Annotated in this window: 25 protein-coding genes and 1 pseudogene; 4 read left to right on the forward strand and 22 right to left on the reverse strand. The window is 40.1% G+C overall.

The genetic code is table 11. The annotated features are described in order from the left end of the window. Positions 1 to 287 precede the first annotated feature (287 nt). Entirely contained in the window at positions 288 to 815 is a 528-nt protein-coding gene (locus ABDZ53_RS10125) for a sugar-binding domain-containing protein (RefSeq protein ID WP_343756167.1), read from the reverse strand. Between the two features lie 172 nt (positions 816 to 987). Between ABDZ53_RS10125 and ABDZ53_RS10130 the strand changes: the two genes are divergently transcribed. After that, entirely contained in the window at positions 988 to 1635 is a 648-nt protein-coding gene (locus ABDZ53_RS10130; protein ID WP_343756168.1) for a deoxynucleoside kinase, read from the forward strand. Between the two features lie 132 nt (positions 1636 to 1767). Here ABDZ53_RS10130 and ABDZ53_RS10135 read toward each other — a convergent pair whose 3' ends face one another. From ABDZ53_RS10135 to ABDZ53_RS10220, 18 genes are all read right to left on the reverse strand, one after another. After that, positions 1768 to 2517: an NAD-dependent epimerase/dehydratase family protein gene (locus ABDZ53_RS10135; protein WP_343756169.1), complete on the reverse strand. Its 750-nt coding sequence runs from the start codon at positions 2515 to 2517 to the stop codon at positions 1768 to 1770. Positions 2518 to 2535: 18 nt separating this feature from the next. Beyond that, positions 2536 to 3918, reverse strand: a complete 1383-nt coding sequence (locus tag ABDZ53_RS10140; protein ID WP_343756170.1) for a Glu/Leu/Phe/Val family dehydrogenase — start codon at positions 3916 to 3918, stop codon at positions 2536 to 2538. 136 nt (positions 3919 to 4054) lie between these two features. Continuing rightward, entirely contained in the window at positions 4055 to 4219 is a 165-nt protein-coding gene (locus ABDZ53_RS10145; protein WP_343756172.1) for a hypothetical protein, read from the reverse strand. Positions 4220 to 4458: 239 nt separating this feature from the next. Next, positions 4459 to 4719 (reverse strand): metal-sensitive transcriptional regulator, encoded by a 261-nt coding sequence (locus ABDZ53_RS10150; protein ID WP_343756174.1) that lies wholly within the window; start codon positions 4717 to 4719, stop codon positions 4459 to 4461. Continuing rightward, positions 4719 to 5015, reverse strand: coding sequence for a rhodanese-like domain-containing protein (locus tag ABDZ53_RS10155; RefSeq protein WP_343756176.1), 297 nt, complete (start codon positions 5013 to 5015; stop codon positions 4719 to 4721). Before ABDZ53_RS10155 ends, ABDZ53_RS10150 begins: the two co-directional genes overlap by 1 nt. Further along, on the reverse strand, positions 5015 to 6667 hold the full coding sequence (locus ABDZ53_RS10160; RefSeq protein ID WP_343756178.1) for an FAD-dependent oxidoreductase: 1653 nt from the start codon (positions 6665 to 6667) through the stop codon (positions 5015 to 5017). The genes ABDZ53_RS10155 and ABDZ53_RS10160 overlap by 1 nt, the downstream gene beginning before the upstream one ends. Then, entirely contained in the window at positions 6667 to 6972 is a 306-nt protein-coding gene (locus ABDZ53_RS10165; RefSeq protein ID WP_343756180.1) for a rhodanese-like domain-containing protein, read from the reverse strand. The genes ABDZ53_RS10160 and ABDZ53_RS10165 overlap by 1 nt, the downstream gene beginning before the upstream one ends. A 222-nt stretch (positions 6973 to 7194) precedes the next feature. Continuing rightward, complete coding sequence (locus ABDZ53_RS10170; RefSeq protein ID WP_343756182.1) at positions 7195 to 7482, reverse strand: iron-sulfur cluster repair di-iron protein, ric; 288 nt, start codon at positions 7480 to 7482, stop codon at positions 7195 to 7197. A gap of 17 nt (positions 7483 to 7499) precedes the next feature. Next, positions 7500 to 7733, reverse strand: a complete 234-nt coding sequence (locus tag ABDZ53_RS10175; RefSeq protein WP_343756184.1) for a heavy-metal-associated domain-containing protein — start codon at positions 7731 to 7733, stop codon at positions 7500 to 7502. Positions 7734 to 7809: 76 nt separating this feature from the next. Next, entirely contained in the window at positions 7810 to 9720 is a 1911-nt protein-coding gene (locus ABDZ53_RS10180; protein ID WP_343756186.1) for a heavy metal translocating P-type ATPase, read from the reverse strand. Between the two features lie 584 nt (positions 9721 to 10304). Then, positions 10305 to 11003 carry a DUF1129 domain-containing protein gene (locus tag ABDZ53_RS10185; protein ID WP_343756188.1) on the reverse strand — a complete coding sequence of 233 codons (699 nt, stop codon included), beginning with the start codon at positions 11001 to 11003 and terminating at the stop codon, positions 10305 to 10307. Between the two features lie 17 nt (positions 11004 to 11020). Then, positions 11021 to 12121 (reverse strand): redox-regulated ATPase YchF, encoded by a 1101-nt coding sequence (gene ychF, locus ABDZ53_RS10190; protein ID WP_343756190.1) that lies wholly within the window; start codon positions 12119 to 12121, stop codon positions 11021 to 11023. A gap of 32 nt (positions 12122 to 12153) precedes the next feature. Further along, positions 12154 to 12351 (reverse strand): DUF951 domain-containing protein, encoded by a 198-nt coding sequence (locus tag ABDZ53_RS10195; protein ID WP_343756192.1) that lies wholly within the window; start codon positions 12349 to 12351, stop codon positions 12154 to 12156. A 17-nt stretch (positions 12352 to 12368) separates the two neighbouring features. Beyond that, positions 12369 to 13256, reverse strand: a complete 888-nt coding sequence (locus ABDZ53_RS10200) for a ParB/RepB/Spo0J family partition protein (RefSeq protein WP_343756194.1) — start codon at positions 13254 to 13256, stop codon at positions 12369 to 12371. Then, positions 13249 to 14010 (reverse strand): ParA family protein, encoded by a 762-nt coding sequence (locus tag ABDZ53_RS10205; RefSeq protein WP_343756196.1) that lies wholly within the window; start codon positions 14008 to 14010, stop codon positions 13249 to 13251. The genes ABDZ53_RS10200 and ABDZ53_RS10205 overlap by 8 nt, the downstream gene beginning before the upstream one ends. A gap of 30 nt (positions 14011 to 14040) precedes the next feature. Then, positions 14041 to 14760, reverse strand: a complete 720-nt coding sequence (gene rsmG / locus ABDZ53_RS10210; RefSeq protein ID WP_343756198.1) for a 16S rRNA (guanine(527)-N(7))-methyltransferase RsmG — start codon at positions 14758 to 14760, stop codon at positions 14041 to 14043. A 224-nt stretch (positions 14761 to 14984) separates the two neighbouring features. After that, positions 14985 to 16181 carry a cation:proton antiporter gene (locus ABDZ53_RS10215; RefSeq protein ID WP_343756200.1) on the reverse strand — a complete coding sequence of 399 codons (1197 nt, stop codon included), beginning with the start codon at positions 16179 to 16181 and terminating at the stop codon, positions 14985 to 14987. Between the two features lie 3 nt (positions 16182 to 16184). Then, positions 16185 to 16541: a hypothetical protein gene (locus ABDZ53_RS10220; RefSeq protein WP_343756202.1), complete on the reverse strand. Its 357-nt coding sequence runs from the start codon at positions 16539 to 16541 to the stop codon at positions 16185 to 16187. Positions 16542 to 16739: 198 nt separating this feature from the next. On the opposite strand from ABDZ53_RS10220, the gene ABDZ53_RS10225 reads away from it, so the two are divergent. Together ABDZ53_RS10225 and ABDZ53_RS10230 are read left to right on the forward strand one after the other, a co-directional pair. Beyond that, the gene (locus ABDZ53_RS10225; RefSeq protein WP_343756204.1) at positions 16740 to 17171 is read left to right on the forward strand and encodes a GNAT family N-acetyltransferase; all 432 of its coding nucleotides are present in this window, start codon (positions 16740 to 16742) and stop codon (positions 17169 to 17171) included. Between the two features lie 92 nt (positions 17172 to 17263). Then, on the forward strand, positions 17264 to 18640 hold the full coding sequence (locus ABDZ53_RS10230; RefSeq protein ID WP_343756206.1) for an alkaline phosphatase: 1377 nt from the start codon (positions 17264 to 17266) through the stop codon (positions 18638 to 18640). 66 nt (positions 18641 to 18706) lie between these two features. On the opposite strand, the gene ABDZ53_RS10235 is transcribed toward ABDZ53_RS10230, so the two are convergent. Continuing rightward, complete coding sequence (locus tag ABDZ53_RS10235) at positions 18707 to 19711, reverse strand: sodium:calcium antiporter (RefSeq protein WP_343756208.1); 1005 nt, start codon at positions 19709 to 19711, stop codon at positions 18707 to 18709. A gap of 206 nt (positions 19712 to 19917) precedes the next feature. On the opposite strand from ABDZ53_RS10235, the gene ABDZ53_RS10240 reads away from it, so the two are divergent. Further along, entirely contained in the window at positions 19918 to 21546 is a 1629-nt protein-coding gene (locus ABDZ53_RS10240) for an ABC-F family ATP-binding cassette domain-containing protein (RefSeq protein WP_343756210.1), read from the forward strand. Between the two features lie 234 nt (positions 21547 to 21780). Here the strand turns inward: ABDZ53_RS10240 and ABDZ53_RS10245 are convergent, their stop codons facing one another. Then, entirely contained in the window at positions 21781 to 22791 is a 1011-nt protein-coding gene (locus tag ABDZ53_RS10245; RefSeq protein ID WP_343756212.1) for a nuclease-related domain-containing protein, read from the reverse strand. 13 nt (positions 22792 to 22804) lie between these two features. Continuing rightward, positions 22805 to 23350, reverse strand: a pseudogene (locus ABDZ53_RS10250) (sugar O-acetyltransferase). Positions 23351 to 23431: the final 81 nt, after the last annotated feature.

The following is a 23431-nucleotide window of genomic DNA, read 5'->3' on the forward strand; positions in this document are numbered from 1 at the left end:
TTGGCGTGATAAATATACTCTTTGGATAGCCGGGTCAATTCAGCTGCTTGTTCTTTAGTCGGCTTTAATTTTACTTTGAGTACTTTAACACAGGTATCGGTCTGTTCTTTTTTCACTCGCTTCACCTCTCTCCTGCAAACGAACGTATGTTCTTTTATTTAATTATATCACTCCGTCAACGGAAAGGCTAGAGAAATGTATACTTGATTTTAAAATAAAAAGAAGACAAACCAAGCAGGCACTTATCTCAATGTACGCTCTCATCCCACGATTAAAACCGTGGGCTTTCACGCTTGATAGTTCTGTAAGCCGGCGTAGTTAAAGAAATCAAAGTTTTCATCCACTTGACGTTTGATTGTGCCGTTTTCGTCGGTCGTTTCTGAGTAGTTTCCTACGGGCAGGGTCGTGTGATCAAGGAGGCTGCTGACTTCTACTAAGAGACGGTTTTTTCCTGTTTGAACAGCGTCGTTAATGTCTGCTTCAAAAGGCATGAATCCCCCTTTGTGTTCGACGACTTTCTGGCCATTGACATAAACAGTAGCCTGATGAGTGGCTGATCCGAAGCGCAAGACGAGTCGTTCGTCGTGCAGGGTGTTGGGTATGATAAAGTCGCGTTCGTACCAGACGGATCCAGCATGATTACGAATGGCTGACAGTACGGCCTGGTCATTATAAGAACCGGGAACAGCTATCACGTCGTCTGTTTCTAGTGGCTGAGTGACATCCACTTCTTCTGTCTCATCATCTAAGTAAAAGGACCAGATGCCGTTTAAATCAATGACTTGACGGGTTTCTGTGACAATCGGGTATAGCATACTATCTACTCTCCTTCAGTTTTTATCTTCCCTTTCAGTTTACCCCTTCCCTAATTTTAAAACAAACAGGAGGAGTCTGGCCCTATAAATAGTCATACTTTTTATGCTTCACTGTTCATTTCTATGGTATGATAGAAGAGTTGAAAATTTAGTTGAATTGGAAGGAGATCAAATGTCAGTGATCGTTTTAGCTGGAATGATAGGAGCCGGTAAAAGTACATACACCACTCTAATATCAAAAGAATTAAATAGTACTGCTTTTTATGAACAAGTAAAAAACAATGCCCTTTTAGAGAAATTTTATGATGACCCAAAGAGATGGGCCTTTTCTTTACAAATTTTCTTTTTAAATACACGTTTTAGAAGTATTAAGCAAGCTTTGGTGCACAGACATAACGTTTTAGATCGTTCTATATATGAAGATGCTTTATTCACTCGTATCAACTATGAACAAGGGAATATGAGCAGCGCTGAAATGGAACTGTATACGGACTTGTTGGATAATATGATGGAAGAAATCGATGGGATGCCTAAGAAAGGGCCGGATTTACTGATTTATTTAAGAGGCTCGTTGGACACTCATTTAAAGAGAATTAAAAAGCGCGGCAGACCTTATGAGCAGGTTGAGGATAACCCAGGTTTACTGGACTACTATACGCGTTTGCATAGTCGCTACGATGATTGGTTCGCTTCTTATGATAAAAGCGACACTCTCGTGATTGATATTGATGAAATTAATTTAGAGCGTCCGGGTGACCAAGCTCTGGTCATGCATAAAGTGAAACAGGCGCTTAAGAAAGCTCACATCCCTACTTCATAAAAAAGACAATAGAAAATAACCGCTCAACTTTGACAGGTTGCGGTTGTTTTCTATTGCTGTAAAATCAGTCACCGTCTTTAACGACTTGTATTAGAGTCCTGTTAGCGCAGGGCTCTTTTTTCTATAAATGTTCTATTGATAGGTTTCAAACACTCTAAACCCATCGTCTTCAGGCCTGTATCCTAATTTTTTCTTTGTATCTGATAAATCTAAATAGTTATATTCGTTATCGGAAATGCCGTGTACCAGTAGGAAGGGTTCGTCGAGTTCAGCTTCTATACACCGTTTTATGAGCTGATTCATATCGCGTTCGCTAATATAAGAGCTCCGTTGATCTTTTTTTGGCTGCTTGCCAGCCTTTATGCCTAACTCTATAGACATATGTCCCCCAATTCGAATAGCTATGACTTCCATTCCCTCTTGGTAGGCAAAGTAATTTCCTAATGCTTCTCCAAATACTTTTCCAACACCATATAAATCCAAAGGACGGACCGGGCTGTCTGTTTTGACTTGGACATCTTCTGGATAGCCTTTTACCGCATGAATGCTGCTGGCAAACACAAAGCGTGTGACACCTGCTTCTTTTGCGGCTGCCATCATGTTGTAAGTTCCGTCCATATTGACGGTTTTGACTTCATCATAAGGCGTAGATGGCGAGGGATTGCCTGCGAGATGAATGACCACATCCACTCCGTCACACACTCTTTCGCATTCTTCTTTGTTCACTATATCTAAGGAATGAACTGTCATCGTGTCAGCATTCCAATCTGTTAAGGAAGAGACGTCTTTATCCGCTAAAACTAATGAATAGTCCTCTTTCAGATAGGGAATAAGACGTGAGCCAATTCGACCGGATGCGCCTGTTATCAGCACTTTTTTCATCCGTGTTCACCTCACTATTTACATTAGTTTACCGGTTCGTTTCATTAAATCTATGAGACGTACGAAAGCTAATTTGTAGCATAAAAAGCGCATGGTTTCGCCATTTTCCGAATTGAAATAAGCCGTATAGACTCTATGACTCACATCCTTCATCCGGCTGTTCATGTCATTTAAAATATCTGTTTTAGATTTCACTTCATTCGTGGTTCCTTGAATCCACTCAAAGTAAGAAACGGTTACTCCCCCTGCATTAGCCAGAACATCAGGGATAATGACTTTTCCTTTTGATTCCAGGTAAGCATCCGCGTCCTGATTAATCGGACCGTTAGCCCCTTCCACTAAAATAGTCGCTTGAATGTCCGCTTGGTTTTCCGCTGTGATTTGATCTTCAATGGCTCCTAAAATAAGCACATCACAGTCTAAAGTTAAGACCTCTTTGGGATCCAATACCTCTGCTTCTATTTCTAATTCTTTTAGCTCTTCTTCATTGGGCAGTCTGTCATGCTTCATTTTAAAGGACGCTAAGGGTTCAACCGGAAGTCCGGCTTTAGAATAAACAGTCGAACGGCTATCCGATACAGCTACCACACGATGAGGAGTCTCACATCTCTCTGCTTCCATGGCGGCTGCGCGACTCAAGTTCCCAAAGCCTTGGATAGCTACAGATATCGGTTCTTCTTTGCTGGCTATTTCTTTTATTCTTTCCTTTTTCTCTGCGTGTTCCTCATTCACTGGAAGAGTGCCGTTCATTACCGCTTCGACTAGGTAAAAATAACTGGTAAAGGTGCCAATACCGGTGGACTCGGCTCGTCCTTGAGCGCCCCCGTTAGCAATGCTTTTTCCGGTAAAGGTATTGATAAACGGTTCTTTCGGATGCAGCGCTTTGTATTCTTCGGTCATCCAGTCCATGACTTCTGCACCTGACCCGACATCGGGAGCGGGTATGTCTCTATAAGGACCAATGTCATTTTGAAGTAACCGTACGTAAGCTTTACTGACTTCCATTAATTCGCGTTTCGAATGCTGACGCACATCAATATGGACGCCGCCTTTTCCACCGCCATAGGGTAAGTCATGGAGAGCGTTTTTTAACGTCATTAACATCGATAAGGTTTCGACTTCAGACTGATGAACGCCTGTGCTGAAGCGAATGCCTCCTTTATAATACCCGGCCACATTGTTATGCTGCACGCGGAAAGCGGGATAGGTTCCGACAGAGCCGTCATCTTTTATGATGCGCAAATCACCTGAAATCACTTTATCCACGCCTTTTAAGTAGTCTCCCCCCATTTGAATGAAGTCATTTCTTTCCTCTCCCCAGTCAGACAGAGATTCTGTATCTACTTCTTTCAAATAGTCTGCGACTTTCTGAATTAATTGTGTTGTCGTGTTTTCTGTCATATAAACTCCTCCAGTGTTGGTTTATTAGAAAATACTCATTAATATTCATTATTATATCACAAGAGATTGTGGCTATGCGAAGTCCCTTCTTATTTTTATGAAAAAAGCGTTCCGCTATAGAGCGAAACGCCAGTACTTATCCATTTATAGTTGGACGGTCGGGTTGAGCCCCTTTAAGTTCATATTTAGTAGGTATGTCCTCCTGGGAATCCACCCCCAGTTTTTCAAGTATGTCTTTTAAAGGCCCTTCCATAACTACTTCTTGCGTATCTTTTCTAATCAATACCCATCTTTCGAACATCTGCTTTGCCTCCTTTTTATCTTTTTATGTGCCTCTTCATCTCCCTTTTTACAAGCTACTGATAGCCGAGAGGTTTTAGCTGACTAACTGCTTTATTCATAAGCACCCCTGTAGGTTCATTATATCTCACATCAGTCAAATTAAAATTAATACGCATGAGTTAATTTTCTAGGCATGAAAAACCCCAGTCATTCTGGGGTTTCCTAGTACGGCAAAAAAATCAGGCTCACCTCTTAATTTTATCGGCTTTTCATCAGTAATTCGATCGCTTTTTGAACACTTTCTTCTCCTGTTCCATCTTTATCAATCTCTTCTTGAACACATTCGACTAGATTGTTTGCCACGATTAGACTGATGGCCCGGTCAATACTAGACCGTACAGCTGATAATTGAGTGACGACCTCTCTACATTCTTTTTCTTCTTCCATCATTTTTATAACTCCATGTAACTGACCATCGGAACGTCTAATACGATTCACTATTTTTTTATCATATTGCACTATTCTAGTTCTCCTTTCCAGGCAGAAATACCTCCCATGACATTGGTTACTTTATATCCTTCTTGAGATAGCTGCTCACAAGCTATAGCCGATCGACCGCCAGAATGACACATGACGAAGTATTCTTGATTTTTGTCTAGCTTTTCTTTCTCAGTATGGAACTCACTTAAAGGAATAAGAATCGCCCCTTTTAAATGACCGTTTTCCCATTCGTTCGTTTCTCGTACATCTATGAGATTAACTTTTTCCTTTTTCCATTTTTGTTCAAATTCCGGCATCGATATTGAGTTATACATTATTTTATCACCTTTTCTGGATTAACTGTTGAATATAAAGCAAATGCTCCGTCTAAGTTTCTTGCTTCAAAGCCTGATTGTTTTAAGATTCTTTCTGCTATATAGCTCCGTTGACCACTTTGACAGCTCACGATAATAGGCTTATCCTTTGGTAACTCAGATAATCGATCTCTTAAGTCATTTAATGGGATATTGATTGAATCTTTCAATTTTCCTAAGTTCTTCAGTTCTTCTTCGCTTCGAACGTCTAATAACACATGTCCTTCAGCTTGTTTATCTTCTAATTGATGCCATTGAATGGTTTCACTCATGCCTTCCATGATATTCAGTGCGGCATAACCGGCCATGTTAACAGGGTCTTTAGCGGAACCGAAAGGAGGAGCATAAGTGAATTCCAGTTCTGGTAAATCAGCAATTGTTAACCCGGCTTTAATAGCTGTAGCCAGAACGTCAATCCGCTTATCTACACCATCTTCTCCTACAGCTTGAGCTCCATAAATTTTACCAGTCGTTGGATTGAATATCAATTTTAATACGATGGTTTTAGCACCAGGATAATATCCTGCGTGACTTTTACCTTGAATGTGAATCACATCATAGGTGTCGCCTGATGCTTGCAGTTGACGTTCATTCAAACCTGTTGACGCAGCAGCCAAGTCAAAAACGCGGACGATGGCTGTCCCGATACTTCCTTTATTTTTTCTATCTAATCCGTTCATCACATCTGCTGCCTGTCTGCCTTGTCGATTTGCAGGAGAAGCGAGTGCAATCATGGTAGACTCTCCATTGATTTGCTGCTTCACTTCAATGGCATCACCGACTGCGTAGATATCTTTTTGACTCGTTTCGTAATGTTCATCCACTAAAATACCGCCACGTTCACCTAGTTCGATGTCAGCTGTTAAAGCCAAAGCCGTTTCAGGTTTAACTCCGACCGACATTAAAGTGATGTCACTATTCAAGCGCACGCCATTTTCGAGTACAACCACTTGGCCTTTATCTTCAAAAGATTCAGCGGCTAGTCCGGTATACAGTTTTACACCTTTTTCTTTTAGCTCTTTATTCACATATGCGGCCATTTCTACATCGAATGGAGGTAAAATATGAGGAGCTTTTTCTAAAATTGTCACTTCAGCCCCGCGCTTAGCTAAACTTTCTGCCATTTCCAAACCAATAAAGCCAGCTCCTATGACCACCGCTTGTTTAGGTTGATGGTTATCCATATAGTCAGAAATTTTATCCATATCCGGTACAGATCTTAAAGTAAAGACATTCTCTGCTTCTTGTAACCCTTTTGCTGGAGGAATAAATGGCTTAGCACCAGGCGAGAGTAATAATTTATCATAGGTTAAAGTATACTCTTCTTCCAAAGTTTTAACTCGAATTTCTTTCTTTTTTGCATGAATGGATAGCGCTTCACTATTGGGTCTGACATCTAAATTGAAGCGGTCATGTAGCGCCTCTGGTGTTTGAACTAAAAGTTTTTCTCTCTCCGTGATGTCTCCAGCAATATAATACGGTAACCCACAATTTGCAAAAGATACATAGGGACCTTTTTCCAATATAATAATTTCAGCATCCTCATTTAATCTTCTTAATCGTGTAGCAGCTGACATGCCTCCAGCAACACCACCGACAATAACAATTCTCATTATAATTTTCCTCCTCTTTTTGCTCCCGCCCACGCCATCATACCCCCGCGGACATTTACCACATCGTGGCCCTTTTTCATTAACTGCTTCGCTGCTCTCTTGCTGCGCATACCTGACTGACAAATGACATATACATTCCCTTTAGGATTAAAAGTAGAGATCTTAGCTAAAGGCACATTTTTAGCACCTGGTATATGTCCTCCTCTAAATTCAACCGGTTCTCTGACATCAATTATAGTAGGTTTTTCTGGAAGTCTTCTTTCTAACTCTTTAGTAGAAACTGTTGGGATTCTTTTGAATAACATGACATCCTCCTGGTTTTTTTGTTCATTCAAACGCATTATACCCCACGGGGTATTTTTTGTAAAGGAGTGTATTCACTGATATATTTTTTTGAAGGATATCGATAGATGAGATTTATTACTGGCTAACCTCATTCTTCTGTTGCATTCTTTGTGCAGCCTCACACTTAGTCAGACAAGCATTCAAAAAACCAGCACCCATCAGTGGATGCTGGTTTTTTCAATTTATAATTGATACGTTTTGTCTGCTTCAGATAACATAGTGTAGACTGCTGCGTAGGTCTCACATACGTCGTCTGGAATAGTATAATCATTCGTTACTTTTCTTAGCTTTGAAAATTCTGTATCTAAGTTGGGATGCTCCGATTCTTCTGTTTTGTTTTGAATGTCTGTATAAATCTCGCGCACATCAAAGGCCTCTGGGTGGTTCTTTCCATGAGCCCGAGTAATGGCAGTGGTAAACAAGTCCAACTTTTCGTCATTTTCTTTTATATAGTCTTTGATTGCAGTCATGCTATTCTCCTTTTCTCTTAAGCCTCTTTAATTCTTGATTTAATCACTGGGTAACCTAGATCCTCAATCGCTTTTTCAATGTCTTTTATGGCAATGGCGTCTGCATCGAAAGTGGTTTTTACTTTACTTGAGTTGAACAAAACTTTCACACTGTCTTTGTCGACACCCTTCAATCCTTTTACTGCACTTTCTATTTTTTGCATACATGAGGGACATGCTAAGGTTTCTAAACGAATAGTGGCATTATACATTTTATCTCTCTCCTTCTCTTTGGTTAATTTTAGTATAGCGGGTATATGGGCTACAAAAATTGACGAGCGTCAACTTTTAAGCTAATTCTACTTTCTTCTCTTTTTCGAGGTCGTCTCTTTTTACCTTGTAACGTTCGCCTTTTCGTCGGTAGCGAAGGAGTCTCATCGCGTTAAAGATAACAACTAGAATACTGGCTTCATGAACCAGCATACCGATGGACATGTTCATCCATTCCCCGAATAGGAGACTGGCTAGAAGGATAAGGACGACTCCTACGGCTATGACAATATTTTGAACCATATTATTGGCTGTGGATTTTGTGAGCCCTAAAGCATGCGGGAGACGGCTCATGTCTGAGTTCATTAAAACCACATCAGATGTTTCAATGGCGACGTCTGTTCCGCTTCCCATCGCAATGCCGATGTCAGCGAGGGCTAGGGATGGGCTATCGTTTACGCCGTCCCCTACAAAGGCAACAATCTGACCTTCTTTTTGCAATTTTTCTATATGAGCAGCTTTATCTTCCGGCAACATATGACCGTGAGCATCTGTTAAGCCTAATTCGCTCGCTACTAAGTCTACGGTTCCCTGGTTATCACCGGAAAGTACGACGAGGTTTTTGACTCCTAAGTCTTTTAATTTTTGCAGGTCTTCTTTCACACCTGGACGAATTTGGTCACGGATTCCCATCAGAACTTTCAACTCTCCGTCAACCGCTGTGAGTACCAGTGAGTTCCCGTTTTTCTCGAACTGCTTCACATCTCTTTGAGCTTTTTGAGTTAATGTGACCTGTTCTTTTTCCATTAAAGCGACGTTCCCTACAGCGACTCGGTGTCCATTCACTGTAGCCACTATGCCTCCCCCTTTGACGACTTCTGTTTCTTCGACGGGTGAAAGTGTGGTGTCTCCAATATTTTTGATAATGGCTTTAGCTAGAGGATGATCGGATTCGCGCTCGACACTCGCCAAGTAGCCTAAAACTTCCTCGGTATTTTCTCCGTAGTATTCTTTTGCGCCTACTTCTGGATTTCCAATAGTTAATGTGCCTGTTTTATCAAAGACAATCGTGTCTACGTGGCTGAAGTCGTGGATGACTTCACTTCCTTTGAGTAAGACACCGTTGCGAGCTCCATTCCCTATACCAGCGACGTTTGAGACCGGGACTCCTATAACTAAGGCCCCTGGACAGCCTAATACCAAAATGGTTATGGCTAATTCGACATTTTGAGAAACGATCCAGACAATAAAGGCTAAAACTAATACAGCCGGCGTGTACCATTTTGAAAACCGGTCAATGAACCGCTCGGCTTCTGATTTTGAGTCTTGTGCTTCTTCTACCAGTTCTATTATTTTGCCAAAGGTGGTGTCTTCTCCGACACGATCGGCGCGGATTTGAATGGTTCCATTTTCTAGAATGGTTCCGGCATACACACCTGAGTCTTTTTCTTTGGTGACCGGTTCGGCTTCACCGGTGATACTGGCTTCGTTGATATAACCTTCTCCTGTAAGAACGGTTCCGTCTACCGGGACTTTTGCACCTGTTTTAACGAGTAAAATATCTCCTTCATCGACATCATCGACATCTACTTCTTCAAATTCTCCATTTTCCATTTGTCGCATGGCACTTTCAGGTGCTAGTTCTGTTAACTCTTTAATAGCTGATCGGGTTTGATTGAGCGTGCGCTGTTCTAGATACGCTCCAAATAGAAATAAGAAAGTGACAATGGCTGATTCTTCAAAGTTCTGAATCAGGAATGCGCCGATTACAGCGATTGTGACTAAGACATCGATACTGATGACTTTTACTTTTACCGCTTGGTAGGCTTGAATCGCTATGGGTGCTGCACCTAATAGGGAAGCGATGATAAAGGCAATGTTGAACCCTGCCATATTATCGAGTGCGAATCGGCTAAAGAATCCTAAAACGATTAAAATACCACTGATTACGGTTATTTGATTTTTCTTACTGAGTATAGCTCTTTGCATGTTTTTTTCCTCCTTTTGTTGATTGGTTAACTATAGTATAGAAAGTATTTGGTTTTTAAGAATTGACCGGTATCAAGTTTGTATCTTTTTTTTAGTCGCTTTTTCAGCGCCTTTCCTAACTTTCTAATCTGAGTATAAGAGTCTTTTAGCTTTATTGAATTGACTCATATCAAGATTAGGTCCTTTTTATTTTCTATGTGTCCTAAGTATTGGTTAAATAAGAAAAAAAGGTCACATAGAGGCCTCCTATGTGACATATCGGCTATTTAGTTTTGACTTTAGTGCAGATAGAGCTCTTCTATGTACCCTTTCACCCTTTTCAGTAATGCTTTAGGGTAAATAGCATTCGGATAAGCATAATTTTTTCTGTATATAAGACTAAAAAGACTCGTTTTAGAGGCATAAGGTCGTATAAAACCCTTATATTAGACCGGTAAGTCTTTTTTTACTCTTCACCTGTCCATTAAATACTTTTATACGACTCCAAGGTTAATATCTATAAAGGGGAGGGAGATAAAACAGAAAAAAACCTTCCACACCCAGCCTGTGCTCGAATGTAAAAGGTTTTTGTTGAAAGGTTTTATTTAAATAAGTGTTCCTTTGATATTGAGTTTTTTCTTCAAGTACCATTTAGCTAAGAACGCGAGTAATCCGATGGCCAGGGTGTATGGTCCCGGCAGTACGGGGTTCAGTGCTGGTGGAATCAGTGCGGTCCCGAAGGCCATTAATACAATCCACCCTACCATTGTTACCGTGGTGGCTAGAATGTATTTAAAGAATCCCCCTTTGACTCCTGGGGTCGGAGCATATTTTGTAATGACCATAACGGCTAATCCACCCAATAAGAAGTTAAGGAGTAGCGTAATCAGTCCCAATCCTGCTTCCTGATTTCCTGTAAAGTAAGAAATACCTGTAATAATTGAGAACATTCCTCCTAAAAGAAGGGCTCCGTCTAAATAGATTTTCCAGGATTCAGAGCGCTCACCCGCTTCAGCAGTCGCCTCTCTTTTTCCTTCTAGTAAATAAATAGCTTGATCTGTTGATGTCCCGTAAATTTTGCGGGCCGTTATATGATTGGCTTGTTCAGCTACAATATTTTTCAACATATCATTAAAAATTTCTGTTTTTTGTTCTTCCAACATGCCGCCCTCGTCTAATTGACGATTCAATTTAACCATATAATCTTTATTTTTATTTGTTAACTGGGCAAACAAGGCTTCATTTTCTCGTCTTTTATCATCGAGAGTTTGTGTTGGTTCAACCGTTTCGTTTTGTTTAGACATTCTTTCAATCCTCTCTTCTACACGTTGAAGCGGAATAAGATAACATCGCCGTCTTGAACGACATAGTCTTTTCCTTCTGATCTTAGTTTCCCAGCTTCACGTGCCGCTTTTTCACTGCCGAGTTTATCATAATCTTCAAATGAAATAGTTTCAGCTCGAATAAAGCCTTTTTCGAAATCACTATGAATGACTCCAGCCGTTTGAGGAGCTTTCATTCCCTTTTTGAAAGTCCAGGCACGCACTTCTTTTTCTCCTGCTGTAAAGAAAGTCGCTAAACCAAGTAAGTCATAGGAAATACGGATAAGTTTGTTTAGACCAGGTTCAGTGACACCTAAATCTTCAAGGAATAACTCTTTTTCTTCATCATCGAGTTCGGCAATTTCTTCTTCAATCGCTGCCGAAATAGCCACGACTTCAGCATTTTCTTCTGCTGCAATCGCTTTGACTGTTTGCAGGTGCTGATTGCTTTCCGGATCAGCTATTTCATCTTCCGATACGTTGGCGACATACAAAACAGGCTTACTGGTTAATAAGAATAAAGAACGGACAATGGGTAGCTCGTCTTCTGTAAAGTCGAGCATTCTTACCGGTTTCCCTTCTTCTAAGACTGGCTGAATTCTTTCTAATACAGCTAGCATAGCTAAGGCTTCTTTATCTTTTGTTTTTGCCTGTTTTCTAACCTTTTCTATTCGCTTGTCAACGGCTTCCAAGTCAGCTAAAGCTAATTCCAAATTGATGGTTTCAATATCCTCTGCGGGATTTACCTGACCAGCTACGTGGGTAATGTTGTCATCTTCAAAGCAGCGGACGACATGACAAATAGCATCCACTTCTCTAATATTGGCTAGAAACTTATTTCCTAAGCCCTCCCCTTTGCTGGCTCCTTTTACAATACCGGCAATATCTGTAAATTCGAAGGTTGTCGGAAGCACTCTCTGCGGTTTAACCAATTCGGCCAAACGGTTCAGACGGTCATCCGGTACTTCAACGACTCCGACGTTTGGATCTATGGTAGCAAAAGGATAGTTAGCAGCCTCTGCTCCTGCTTTTGTAATAGCATTAAATAATGTTGATTTTCCAACGTTGGGCAAACCAACGATTCCTGCTGTTAGAGCCATTTAATTGCTCACCTTTCTATTTCTAAAATATCTTAGTTTTCATTTTTCGATTCGATAACTTTTTTCATTTTTCTTTCAAATTCTCTGCGAGGCATGAGTACCAAATGATTGCATCCTGTACATCTGATTCGAATATCAGCACCCATACGAATAATTTCCCATCGGTTTGTGCCACATGGGTGGGCTTTTTTCATTTCTACGACATCATGTAAATCAAAGGATTTGCTCATATGAGATAACCTCCCTATTAATTTAAATCAATATCAAGCTCTTCTAAAATCCGGTTCAGATCATCGGGAGAAACATATTCAATTTCAATCTTTCCTTTTTCTCCTTTTTCGCGAATGACCACACTGGTCCCGAATTTGTCTGTCAATAATTCTTCAGACTTACGAATATAAATCGATTTTTCTGGTGCTTCTTCTTTTTTCTTGTCTTCTTTCGGTTGCTGCTGATTCGCTTCAGACACTAAAAACTCTAATTGTCTGACCGTTAACCGTTCCTTAACGGCTCGTCTGGCCAGTTTGATAATTTTAACTTTATCCTTTAAGCCAAGCAGTGTTCGGGCTTGACCATTAGATAAGGCGCCTTCTTGTACCATCTGTTTGACTTCTTCTGGTAAAGAAAGCAGGCGCAGGTGGTTAGCAATATAAGATCGGCTTTTACCTAATTTTTCTGCGACCATTTCCTGTGTCATAGATAATTTGTCCATCATCATATTATAAGCTTCCGCTTCTTCCAATGACGTTAAGTCTTCACGCTGCAGGTTTTCAACGATAGCCATCTGCATCATCACTTCTTCGTCCAGTTCTCGGACGATAGCAGGGATTCTGTCTTTGTCGGCTAATTTTGACGCTCTGAACCGTCTTTCTCCAGCAATGATTTCATAGCCTTTAACAGATGATTTTCTTAAAATAATTGGCTGTAATACACCTGATAAGGCGATAGAAGCAGCCAATTCTTTCAACGCGTCTTCATCAAAGTGTCTGCGGGGCTGATAAGGGTTCGGTCGAATACTTGTTAATTCAATCAATTCTACTTTTTCTTCGTTTTGATCAATTTCTTTTTCAAAGTCAGGGACATCGAACAAGGCATCTATTCCACGGCCTAGCCCTTTTCTTTTGTTATTAGCCATTAGCCAACACTTCCTTTGCTAATTCCTGATACACTTCTGCCCCTTTAGAACGCAAGTCATAATCAATAATAGACAAGCCATAACTTGGCGCTTCGGACAAACGAATATTTCGTGGGATAATGGTGTCATAGACTTTTTCTCTAAAGTACTTCTTCACTTCATTCACGACTTCAAAGCCTAAATTCGTACGGGCATCGAGCATGGTTAACAGCACACCTTCCACACGCAAATCTTTATTAAAGTGCTTTTGTACTAATCGAATGGTATTTAATAACTGACTTAATCCTTCTAGGGCATAGTACTCACATTGAACCGGTATAAGGACGGAATCACTTGCCGTAAAGGCATTGATGGTTAAATGTCCTAGCGAAGGGGGACAATCAATTAATATATAGTCATAGTCATCAACGACTGTTTCAACGGCTCTTTTTAAACGGGTTTCTCTAGCCATTAAACTGGTCAATTCAACTTCTGCTCCGGCCAACTGAATTGTTGCAGGAACGAGACTTAAATTTTCGCGGCTGGTAGATTGAATCACTTCATTCAGAGGTACTTCATTTATCAGGACATCATAAATATCTTTGTCTACTTCACCTTTGCGCACACCTAAGCCACTCGTCGCATTTCCTTGAGCATCCATATCTATCAACAACACTTTTTTTCCAACATAAGCAAGTGAAGCGCCCAAATTGACGGTTGTCGTTGTTTTTCCAACCCCACCTTTTTGGTTTGCGACTGCAATGATTTGTGCCATACTGATCCTCCAATCATTCTCTTGTTTGGTTTATACCAGTGGGCTCTTATTAGGAGTTCCTGGCTTTCTCGGGTATTTATTGGGTGTTTCTTTCTTCTTATCAATTAAAATAATGTGTCTTTCGCCTGCTTCTTCGGGCAAGTCAAAAGAATGGGTTTCTCTTACTTTTCCACCCAACAAGCCGATTGCACGCTTAGCATCTTCTAGTTCTTCTGGAGCATGAGCTGCTTTCATAGCAATAAACGTCCCGTCCTTTTTCAATAACGGTAGGCATAATTCGGATAATACACTCATTCTGGCGACTGCTCTGGCGGTCACATAATCAAAAGAGGCTCTGAATTCTTTGTTCTGTCCAAAGGTCTCGGCTCGATCGTGATATAAATGCACGTCTTCAAGGCCCAATTCTTTAACCAATGTCTCTAAAAAGCCAATTCGCTTTTTCAACGAATCGACTATGGTAATCTTTAAGTTAGGGTAGATTATTTTTAGGGGGATACTAGGAAACCCAGCACCTGAGCCAACATCGCATAGGCTGTGGACCCCTTTGTTAAAATCTACATACAAACCGGCTGTTAATGAATCATAAAAATGTTTTAAATACGCTTCTTCTCTTTCTGTAATAGCTGTTAAATTGATTTTTTCATTCCACTCTCTTAATAGGTCGAGGTAGCGTTCAAATTGACGCATCTTTTCTTCTGAGATAGGAATGTCTCTTTTAGTCAGTTCTGCTTGAAATTCTTCTGGAGTCATCCTTCAAAATCCTTTCTTTTAAGAGTCGTGAAACAGTCTTTTTGTTTCACAAAATCCCTCTCTCCACTTTAAACCAAAAAGGCTTTAAATACAATGGTAAGTTAAGATTAAAAAGCTTTAAAAGTGAATAAAATGTAGTGTTCGACCTAGCAAAAAACACACTTTAATATAAAGCTCAACGTAAGCTTCACTTTAAAGTGTGTCCTTGCATCTATTTTATCAGTTTATTTTGTTTTTTTAGGTCGTTCTTCAGGGCGAGAATGGTGTGTTTCTCCTGCCGCTTTGAATGCTTTTTCCGCAATGATAGGACCGGCAATCTCAAAGAAGACGGCTCCAGCTAAAATAACTCCTGTAATGACCCCGGACACATTCGGTATACTTCGTTCCGCAATCGTTGCTAATCCAATAGCAATCCCTGCTTGTGGAAAGAGTCCGAAACCAATATAGGGGCGGATCTTTTTATCTAAACTTGTAAACTGTGAAAAGAATAAGGATCCGACATATTTACCGATTGACCGAGCAAGGATGTAGGCTAAACCAGCTAATCCGACTCTTCCAATGACGGATAAATCAATGTGGGCTCCTGCAAGAGTCAGGAAAATCACAAATACCGGTAGTTCAATTCGATCCAGCACGGATGCGACAAGTATTTTTCGAGAGGTAAGGTTCGTAATGGCTATCCCTGTGACAATATTGACTAATACAGGCGATAAACCAAACATAGAGGCAATACCGGTGTTAAATAAAATGGCAGCTAAAATGAAAACGAGCAAGTTTTCATTAGTTGTTTTCTTTCTAATAAAGTAAGAGACAAACAATCCACTAACCGCTCCAAGGAGAACACCTAGGAAAATATCTAGTAAGACAGATCCCACTAAAGTAATTCCTGAAGCGCCGTCTCCCCCTAATGATTGGACAAAGGATACCATCATACCAAATGATAATATGGCGAGTAAATTATCAAAAGCAACCAGGCCAAGGACATTTTGAGTCATTTCTCCTTTAGCCCGGTTTTCTTTAATAACTTCTACCACACCTGAGGGCGAAACAGTAAGTGCCAGTGTCCCTAAAATGAGAGCATATTGTATTTCCATCCCCATCCACCACGTTAATAGTGTCCCTATAATGATGGTGAATACGGCATTACCTATAGAGATGGTCATTAAGTTTTTACCGAACTTTTTGAACATCTCATAATGCAGCTCTGTTCCGACTGATAGAGCTAACATACCTAAAGCCAGTTCATTTACAAATCCTAAATTGTTATATACTTCACCTGTTATAAGGTTTAATACACTTGGACCTAAAATCAATCCACTTAAAATATAGCCAGAAACAGTGGGTAATCCAACTTTGCTTGCTATTTTCCCACCGGCCATTCCAACAAGTAATAAGATAGCAATATAAAGTGAATATGTCATTTTCTAAAAACCTTCTTCTAATATATGATGATCGTCTATTCCTTTTGTAAAGTTAACCGGCAAACTGAAAAAAATAGCCGTATCCGGTTCAGTAATATCTCCTAATACACTTTCGACGGCTTCAAGAACCTCCGCCCGTTCTTCTCCGTCTTCTACTACTGTAAAAATGGTTTTGCTGTTTGCTTTTCTTTCCTCTTTCAGTTCCGCAAACATTGAGAACATAGGAAAGCGATTCGATATGAGGTGACCTAAACCGCTACTGTCCAGAACAGTGGCTCCTGTGACTTCATAATTGACGAACGCTGTTAATATTTCGTCTAAAACGTCTGTTTTGTTTAGGACGATTACAACAAGCTCCATAATACTCCTTCTTTCTATTGATATGATTAATCCTTATATAGTGTATCATACATCTATAAAAAAAGCGGGTGTTTTTCATAAAAACCCTACAGCAGTAGTCTTTCCGTCTGTTTTTATGTGTTTTTCATTTCACTTTCTCAATTTTGAGATGTATACTAATTTATATTCATCATGACACATAAAGGAGAGCATTGAACCATGTGGTCTATTAAAACATTTAACGAATTAAATACTAAAGAATGGCATCACATCGTAAAAGAGAGAATCAAGGTTTTTGTGGTGGAGCAAACGTCAGCCTATCAAGAGGTCGATGACTATGACTTGGAAGCTGTTCATATTTATAAAAAAGACAGCGGTCAATTAAAAGCGTACGCTCGGTTATTTGAAAAAGATGGGAAAATAACATTCGGCAGAGTTCTGGTTCCTAAAGAAGGACGCGGTGAAGGCAATGGACGAAAGCTACTGGAAACTGTGTTAGCCTATGCTAGAGCACATTACCCTAATCGGGAAATTGAAATACAAGCAGAAGCTTATTTAAAGGACTTTTATGCTTCCTTCGGTTTCAAAATTATCTCTGACAAGTATCTCGACTATGATATTGAACATTACGACATGGCAATGAGAATTTAACTGGTTTTCACCACTTTTTATGAGTAGTTTTAGTCGCTATCCCTCGTTTAAATTGATACAATTTTTGCACAAATAAACAGGGTGACTTGATTATGTTTAAAAAAATAGGACTGACTGTCATATTATTAATCATTGCACTTTTCACTATCATCACTTGGACGTTTGCGTCTCCATTACAAGAAGCAGTCGTCACAAACACAGATGTAGCGTCGGAAAATTCTCAGGCACCTAAAAATATCATTCTTTTTATTGGAGACGGCATGAGTCCGAGTCTCATGACTCCTTACCGGCACTATTCGGATGATACAGCGACTGCTGAATTAGAGCAGACCGCCTTTGATCCTCATTTAGTCGGTCAGCAGATGACTCATTCAGCGGATACAAAAGAAACGATTACCGATTCAGCCGCTGCAGCGACGGCTTTGGCGACGGGTGAAAAAACCTATCACTCAGCAGTAGGTGTGGATGGAAACGGAGAGCAGCTGCACAATGTCATAGAAGCTGCAAAGACTATAGACATGTCTACTGGGTTAGTGGTCACAAGTGAAGTGATTCATGCGACGCCGGCTAACTTTTTTACTCATGTCCGTGATCGCGACAGGCACTCTGAGATTGCAGATGCATCTGTGGATGATATAATCAAAAATGAATTGAAAGTAGATGTTTTACTGGGTGGTGGGTTAAAACATTTCAATCGTTCAGACCGAAACCTTGTATCAGAACTTCAAGAAAGAGGCTATACTTATGTCTCTTCAAAACAAGAGTTACTGGATTCAGATTCTGACTTGCTGTTAGGTCTGTTTGCTGAAGAAGGGCTTCCCATGTTTCTGGACAGAGACGAAGATATCCCTTCATTAAAAGACATGACCAAAGCAGCTATATCTAGACTTTCAAAGGATGAAGACGGGTTCTTTTTAATGGTTGAAGGAAGCCAAATCGATTGGGGCGGTCACTCTAACGATATCTCTAGCATGATGAGTGAAATGACTGATTTTGAACAGGCTTTTGAAGCCGCCCTTGATTTTGCTGAAGCTGACGGAGACACGCTTGTTTTAGTTACAGCCGATCACGGAACGGGAGGATTTTCAATGGGAGTTGACGGAGAAAATCACTGGAATCCCGAACCGATTCGGCAAATGAAACGGACACCACAATTTCTTGCTCAAAAAATAGTAAATGAAGGTACGGTCGTAGACCTTTTAGAAGAGTATGTAGAATGGGATTTTGAAGTTGAAGAAATAAGTGCCATCCAAACTGCTCTATCTAACGAAAACCCATCAAGCAGCATCAGGGCTATCCTTTCTAAAGCGGTAGACAAACGGTCTTATACGGGCTGGACCACAGACGGTCATACGGGAGAAGATGTCAATGTCTATGCCTTCGGACCTAAGAGTGAGCTCTGGCATGGCTTAAGTGACAATACAAGCGTGGCTAAAAACATTTTTGAAGTGTTGGAAGAAAAAGAATAAATACTGAAACGTATCATTCAAGATGAAAAGGAGTATTCCGACAGCAATCGGCATACTCCTTTCTATTTATACTAAAAAGCTAGTGAGTAAGTACACCCCGTAAAGGATAACCAATGCGAGTCCATGTCGGCGGTTGATGAGACTCGTCTGTTTGAAGAACAAAGGAAAACCTATTAGCCCCATCAAGACTAAAATGGCTGGGTATTGGACCGTTATATAAGAAGCTGGAATAAGCACTCCCCCTGGTGTGAGCGATGCAACAGCTCCCATAACCAGTAAGATATTCATCATATTAGCACCTAAAATATTGCCAATAGCCATTTCTCCATGTCCATACCTGACGGCTACTAAGGTTGTCGATATTTCTGGAACACTGGTTCCGAAGGCGACCAATGTGGAAGCAATAATACTGTCTGGAATCCCTATTCTAACTGCTGTTATTTCAGCACTGGCTACCAGTAAAGCGGCTCCTATCGTAACGCCTAGAGAGCTGACAATCAAGATGACCACTCTTTTAGATAGAGAATGAGAAGGTGCTTTTTCTTCTATTTGATTTTGTTCCAACTCTTCCTCAATTTCCTTTGGGTTCTTTTTGACCGTCTGCCAAATATAAAAAGGCACTAACAAGAGTAAAAGTACTCCGCTCCAACGAGGCAATAGGCCTTCTTGAAGACTCCCACTACTTATTAAGCTGAGCCCCATAAATCCCAGCATAGACCCTGCAAAAACCAAAAAAGTCCGTCTGGTTTCTTTTTTCACAGGAATAAGACCGATTAAAGCCCCTACGCCGAGTATGAGTGAGGCATTTGTGATGATTGAGCCGACTGCATTTCCTAATCCGAACAGGCTATTTCCTCTTAACGAGGCGGCTAAGGAAGAGGCAACTTCGGGTAATGTGGTTCCGACAGATAAGATTGTGGCACCGACGACCATTTTAGACAAGCCGAACTGTAAGGACAGAGCGACCGCTTCGTCGATTAAACGGTCAGCTGCTTTAGAGAGTATGTATAATGATCCTATTAGAATAATGATAATAATGAGTGTGGGTAAGGTGCTGAGTAATTCTGTCACGTAAAACATCCTTTTTCATTTGGTTTATATTCTATTATATAGACCCTTTGAGGAATAAACACTACATTTTTGACTGATTTTTGTCTTTCAGCCTAAATTTTAAAACTTTTTTCAGAAAAGTCCTGACTTTATGTGAAAAGCACGTATAATAGGAGTGATGATCTTTCAGGTCATTAGAATGTAATAGAATCGAGGATTTGTATAGTATGATTACAGTAACAGATGTTAGTTTATTATTTTCAGACAGAAAACTATTTGAAGATGTTAATTTAAAGTTTACAAACGATAATTGCTATGGTGTGATTGGTGCAAACGGTGCGGGTAAATCCACCTTCTTAAAAATCTTATCAGGTGAAATTTCTCCAACAAGCGGAGACGTTTCTATGCCAGCAGACAAACGCATGGCTGTTTTAAAACAGAACCATTTTGACTACGAGGACCAATTGGTGATTGATACCGTCATTATGGGCCACAAGCGTTTATTTGAAGTGATGCAGGAAAAAGATGCGGTGTATGCTAAACCAGACTTTTCTGATGAAGACGGCATTCGCGCAGCTGAATTAGAAGGCGAATTTGCCGAATTAAACGGGTGGGAAGCTGAACCAGAAGCCGCTACTCTTTTAGAAGGCTTAGGTATTCCTGAAAACCTGCATAGTCAAAAAATGAGCGAATTGCTTGCTGGAGATAAGGTGAAAGTCCTATTGGCTCAAGCCTTATTTGGTAAGCCCGATGTCCTGCTTTTAGATGAGCCGACAAACGGTCTGGATGTTCATTCCATTACGTGGCTAGAAGATTTCTTAATTAACTTTGAAAATACAGTCATCGTGGTATCCCACGACAGACACTTTTTAAATAAAGTCTGTACCCATATGGTGGACGTCGACTTTGGAAAAATAAAGTTATTTGTTGGAAACTACGATTTCTGGTTAGAGTCCAGTCAGCTAGCTTCTAAATTACAAGCGAACCAAAATGCTAAAAAAGAAGAAAAAATTAAAGAGTTAGAAGCTTTTATAGCCCGATTTAGTGCGAACGCGTCCAAATCGAAACAGGCGACTTCTCGTAAAAAAATGTTGGAAAAAATTACTTTAGATGATATCGAGCCGTCTTCACGTCGTTACCCATTTGTTGGTTTCAGCCCTGAGCGTGAAATCGGAAATGATGTTTTACGCGTAGAGAATGTGTCTAAAACGATTGACGGAACAAAAGTATTAGATAAAATTACCTTTACCCTGTCTCGTGAAGACAAAGTCGCTTTCACTAGTATGAGTGACTTAGCGGTCACGACTTTATTCAAAATCATTATGGGAGAAATGGAACCTGATACAGGAACGGTTACTTGGGGTATTACAACCTCTCGTTCTTATCTGCCTAAAGATACTTCTGCAGAATTCGAAAATAATTCTCTGACTATCTTAGATTGGTTAAGACAATTTGCTTCTAAAGAAGAGAATGACAATACTTTCTTAAGAAGTTTCTTAGGACGCATGCTTTTCTCAGGCGAAGAAGTTATGAAAGAAGTGTCTGTTTTGTCTGGTGGAGAAAAAGTACGTGTCATGTTATCGAAGATGATGCTCAGCAAAGCCAACGTTCTAATCATGGACGATCCAACGAACCACTTAGATTTAGAATCCATTACTTCTTTGAATAATGGTTTAGTTGATTTCAAAGGCTCTGTTTTATTCGGGTCACACGACCGTGAGTTTATTCAAACTGTTGCTAACCGTATTATTGAAGTCACTCCTAACGGGGTAGTCGATCGAGCAGAGACGACTTATAATGATTTCTTAGAAAATAAAACCGCTCAAGACCAAATCAAAGCTTTATACGCTGTTTAATATAAAGACAAGCACTTTCGAAGAAATTTCGAGAGTGCTTTTTTTAGTTAATTGATGAGTGTTTTGGTTTGAGCGACCTTCGTTATTATTTTTGAAGCTGAACGTCGATAAAGGATGGCTTTATCGACGTTCGCGCTGATTGACGAGTCCTGAAGGGTGATAAGAGACGGTCTTATCGACGTTCACTCTTATGTGAAAGTTCTGAAAGGCGATAACGGGTTCCATACTCGCCATTTAATAGTAATATCGTGCTCGCTTAACGCCTGAAGCCTTAAAATTTTTAGATAATACTAATTGGATGCTCTTTTTAGAAAATAATCCCCCACACCACTCGTATATAATTGGTGTGGTTAGCTTCCAATTTGGAAATAATAGCTGAAATTCCCGAATATGACGAAGAATCGTTTTTGAATTCAATTCTGTATGCCCACATTTTTGGCATGTATTCATTCGTCTGCCAATGCTTCTAATCCATCCACTGCACTGGTTACAATACACCTGTTTCTTTAAGTTATCATAATTGTACTTAGGCAATTTTATATTAGATGATCTAGAAATATGTTGCTCACATAATTTCTGTGCTAAGCGGTAATGTTCTTTTCCAATAGGAGTGGTTATGTTATTCACTCGCTCAAAGTGTTTGTCCAGCATCCCCGGTAGTAAAATTCCTATATCCGCCGGAGCTTGAAATAGCGAAAAATGCTTGTTTACAAATACCACGTAGGCTTGTACCTTAAAATTGAAATGATGAAGAGCAAGCCATTGTTTAAAAAGTATAACTGCTCGATTCGTTTGTTCTGACGGATTTAGATAGTCTTGCTTAGAAGTCAGCAATCGGATACTTCCGCCTTCGTAAATATAGTTGCCTTCGTAATTTTTTACTTCGTATAAAGTAATGCCTTCTCCTGTCATTACTAGCGAATCAATTTGAAATTCAGAATCATTCACTTCTAAAAGTAAATCATTTAATACTTCGCAATCACAGGTTAGTTTCTCTGTTAAAGAATCAAAAAAACATTCTCCTTCAAATCCTTTAATAGCATTTGATAACTTCTTATTGTCTTTTCTAGATAAGGGCAGGCGATTCTTTAATGACTGCATTAAACTCATTCGAAAAGGTGCTTCTCGTTCTTTATAAACCATCCAAACTTCACTCCATTCTTTTCTTCCTATTAATACTATTACCCAAAAGAATGGAAATTCATTATTACAAATCAAAAAAATCTCTAGTGAGCGTTTATTCACTAGAGATCTTTCTTTAATTCAAATCGATTTTTATATTTTTGCGATAGTACTGATTGTCTTTTTCAGATATGTCTCGAATGACTCGGCATGGATTCCCGAAAGCCACGACATTTGCCGGAATATCTTTTGTGACCACACTTCCTGCCCCAATGATGGAGTTCTCGCCGATTCTTACTCCTGGCATAATCTGTGCTCCCGAGCCAATCCATACGTTTCTTTCAACGTGAACAGGCAAATTGTACTGAATACCTTTTTCACGTAACTCTGGAGAAATTGGGTGAGTCCCTGTGGCGATGGTTACATTAGGAGCAATCATGACATGGTCACCTATATAAATGTGCGTATCATCCACTAATGTGAGATTGAAATTGGCATAGACCCCTTTTCCGAAGTGGACATGGTGCCCACCCCAGTTTGCACGGAGAGGCGGTTCGATATAGCAATTCTCTCCTATTTCAGCAAACATATCTTTCAATAACCTGTCTCTCTTTTCCATTTCTGACGGGCGCGTCGCATTAAAATCATACAGTTTTTATAGGCATTTCCTCTGATCCTTCATAACCGTTTCATCGTTTGGATTATATAATTCTCCTGTATGCAGTTTGTCGTAATGATTCACCGTTATTCCTCCTAATAAAAA

The sequence above is a fragment of the Alkalibacterium iburiense genome (assembly GCF_039521845.1).
In the GTDB taxonomy this organism is placed as follows: Bacteria; Bacillota; Bacilli; order Lactobacillales; family Carnobacteriaceae_A; genus Alkalibacterium; species Alkalibacterium iburiense.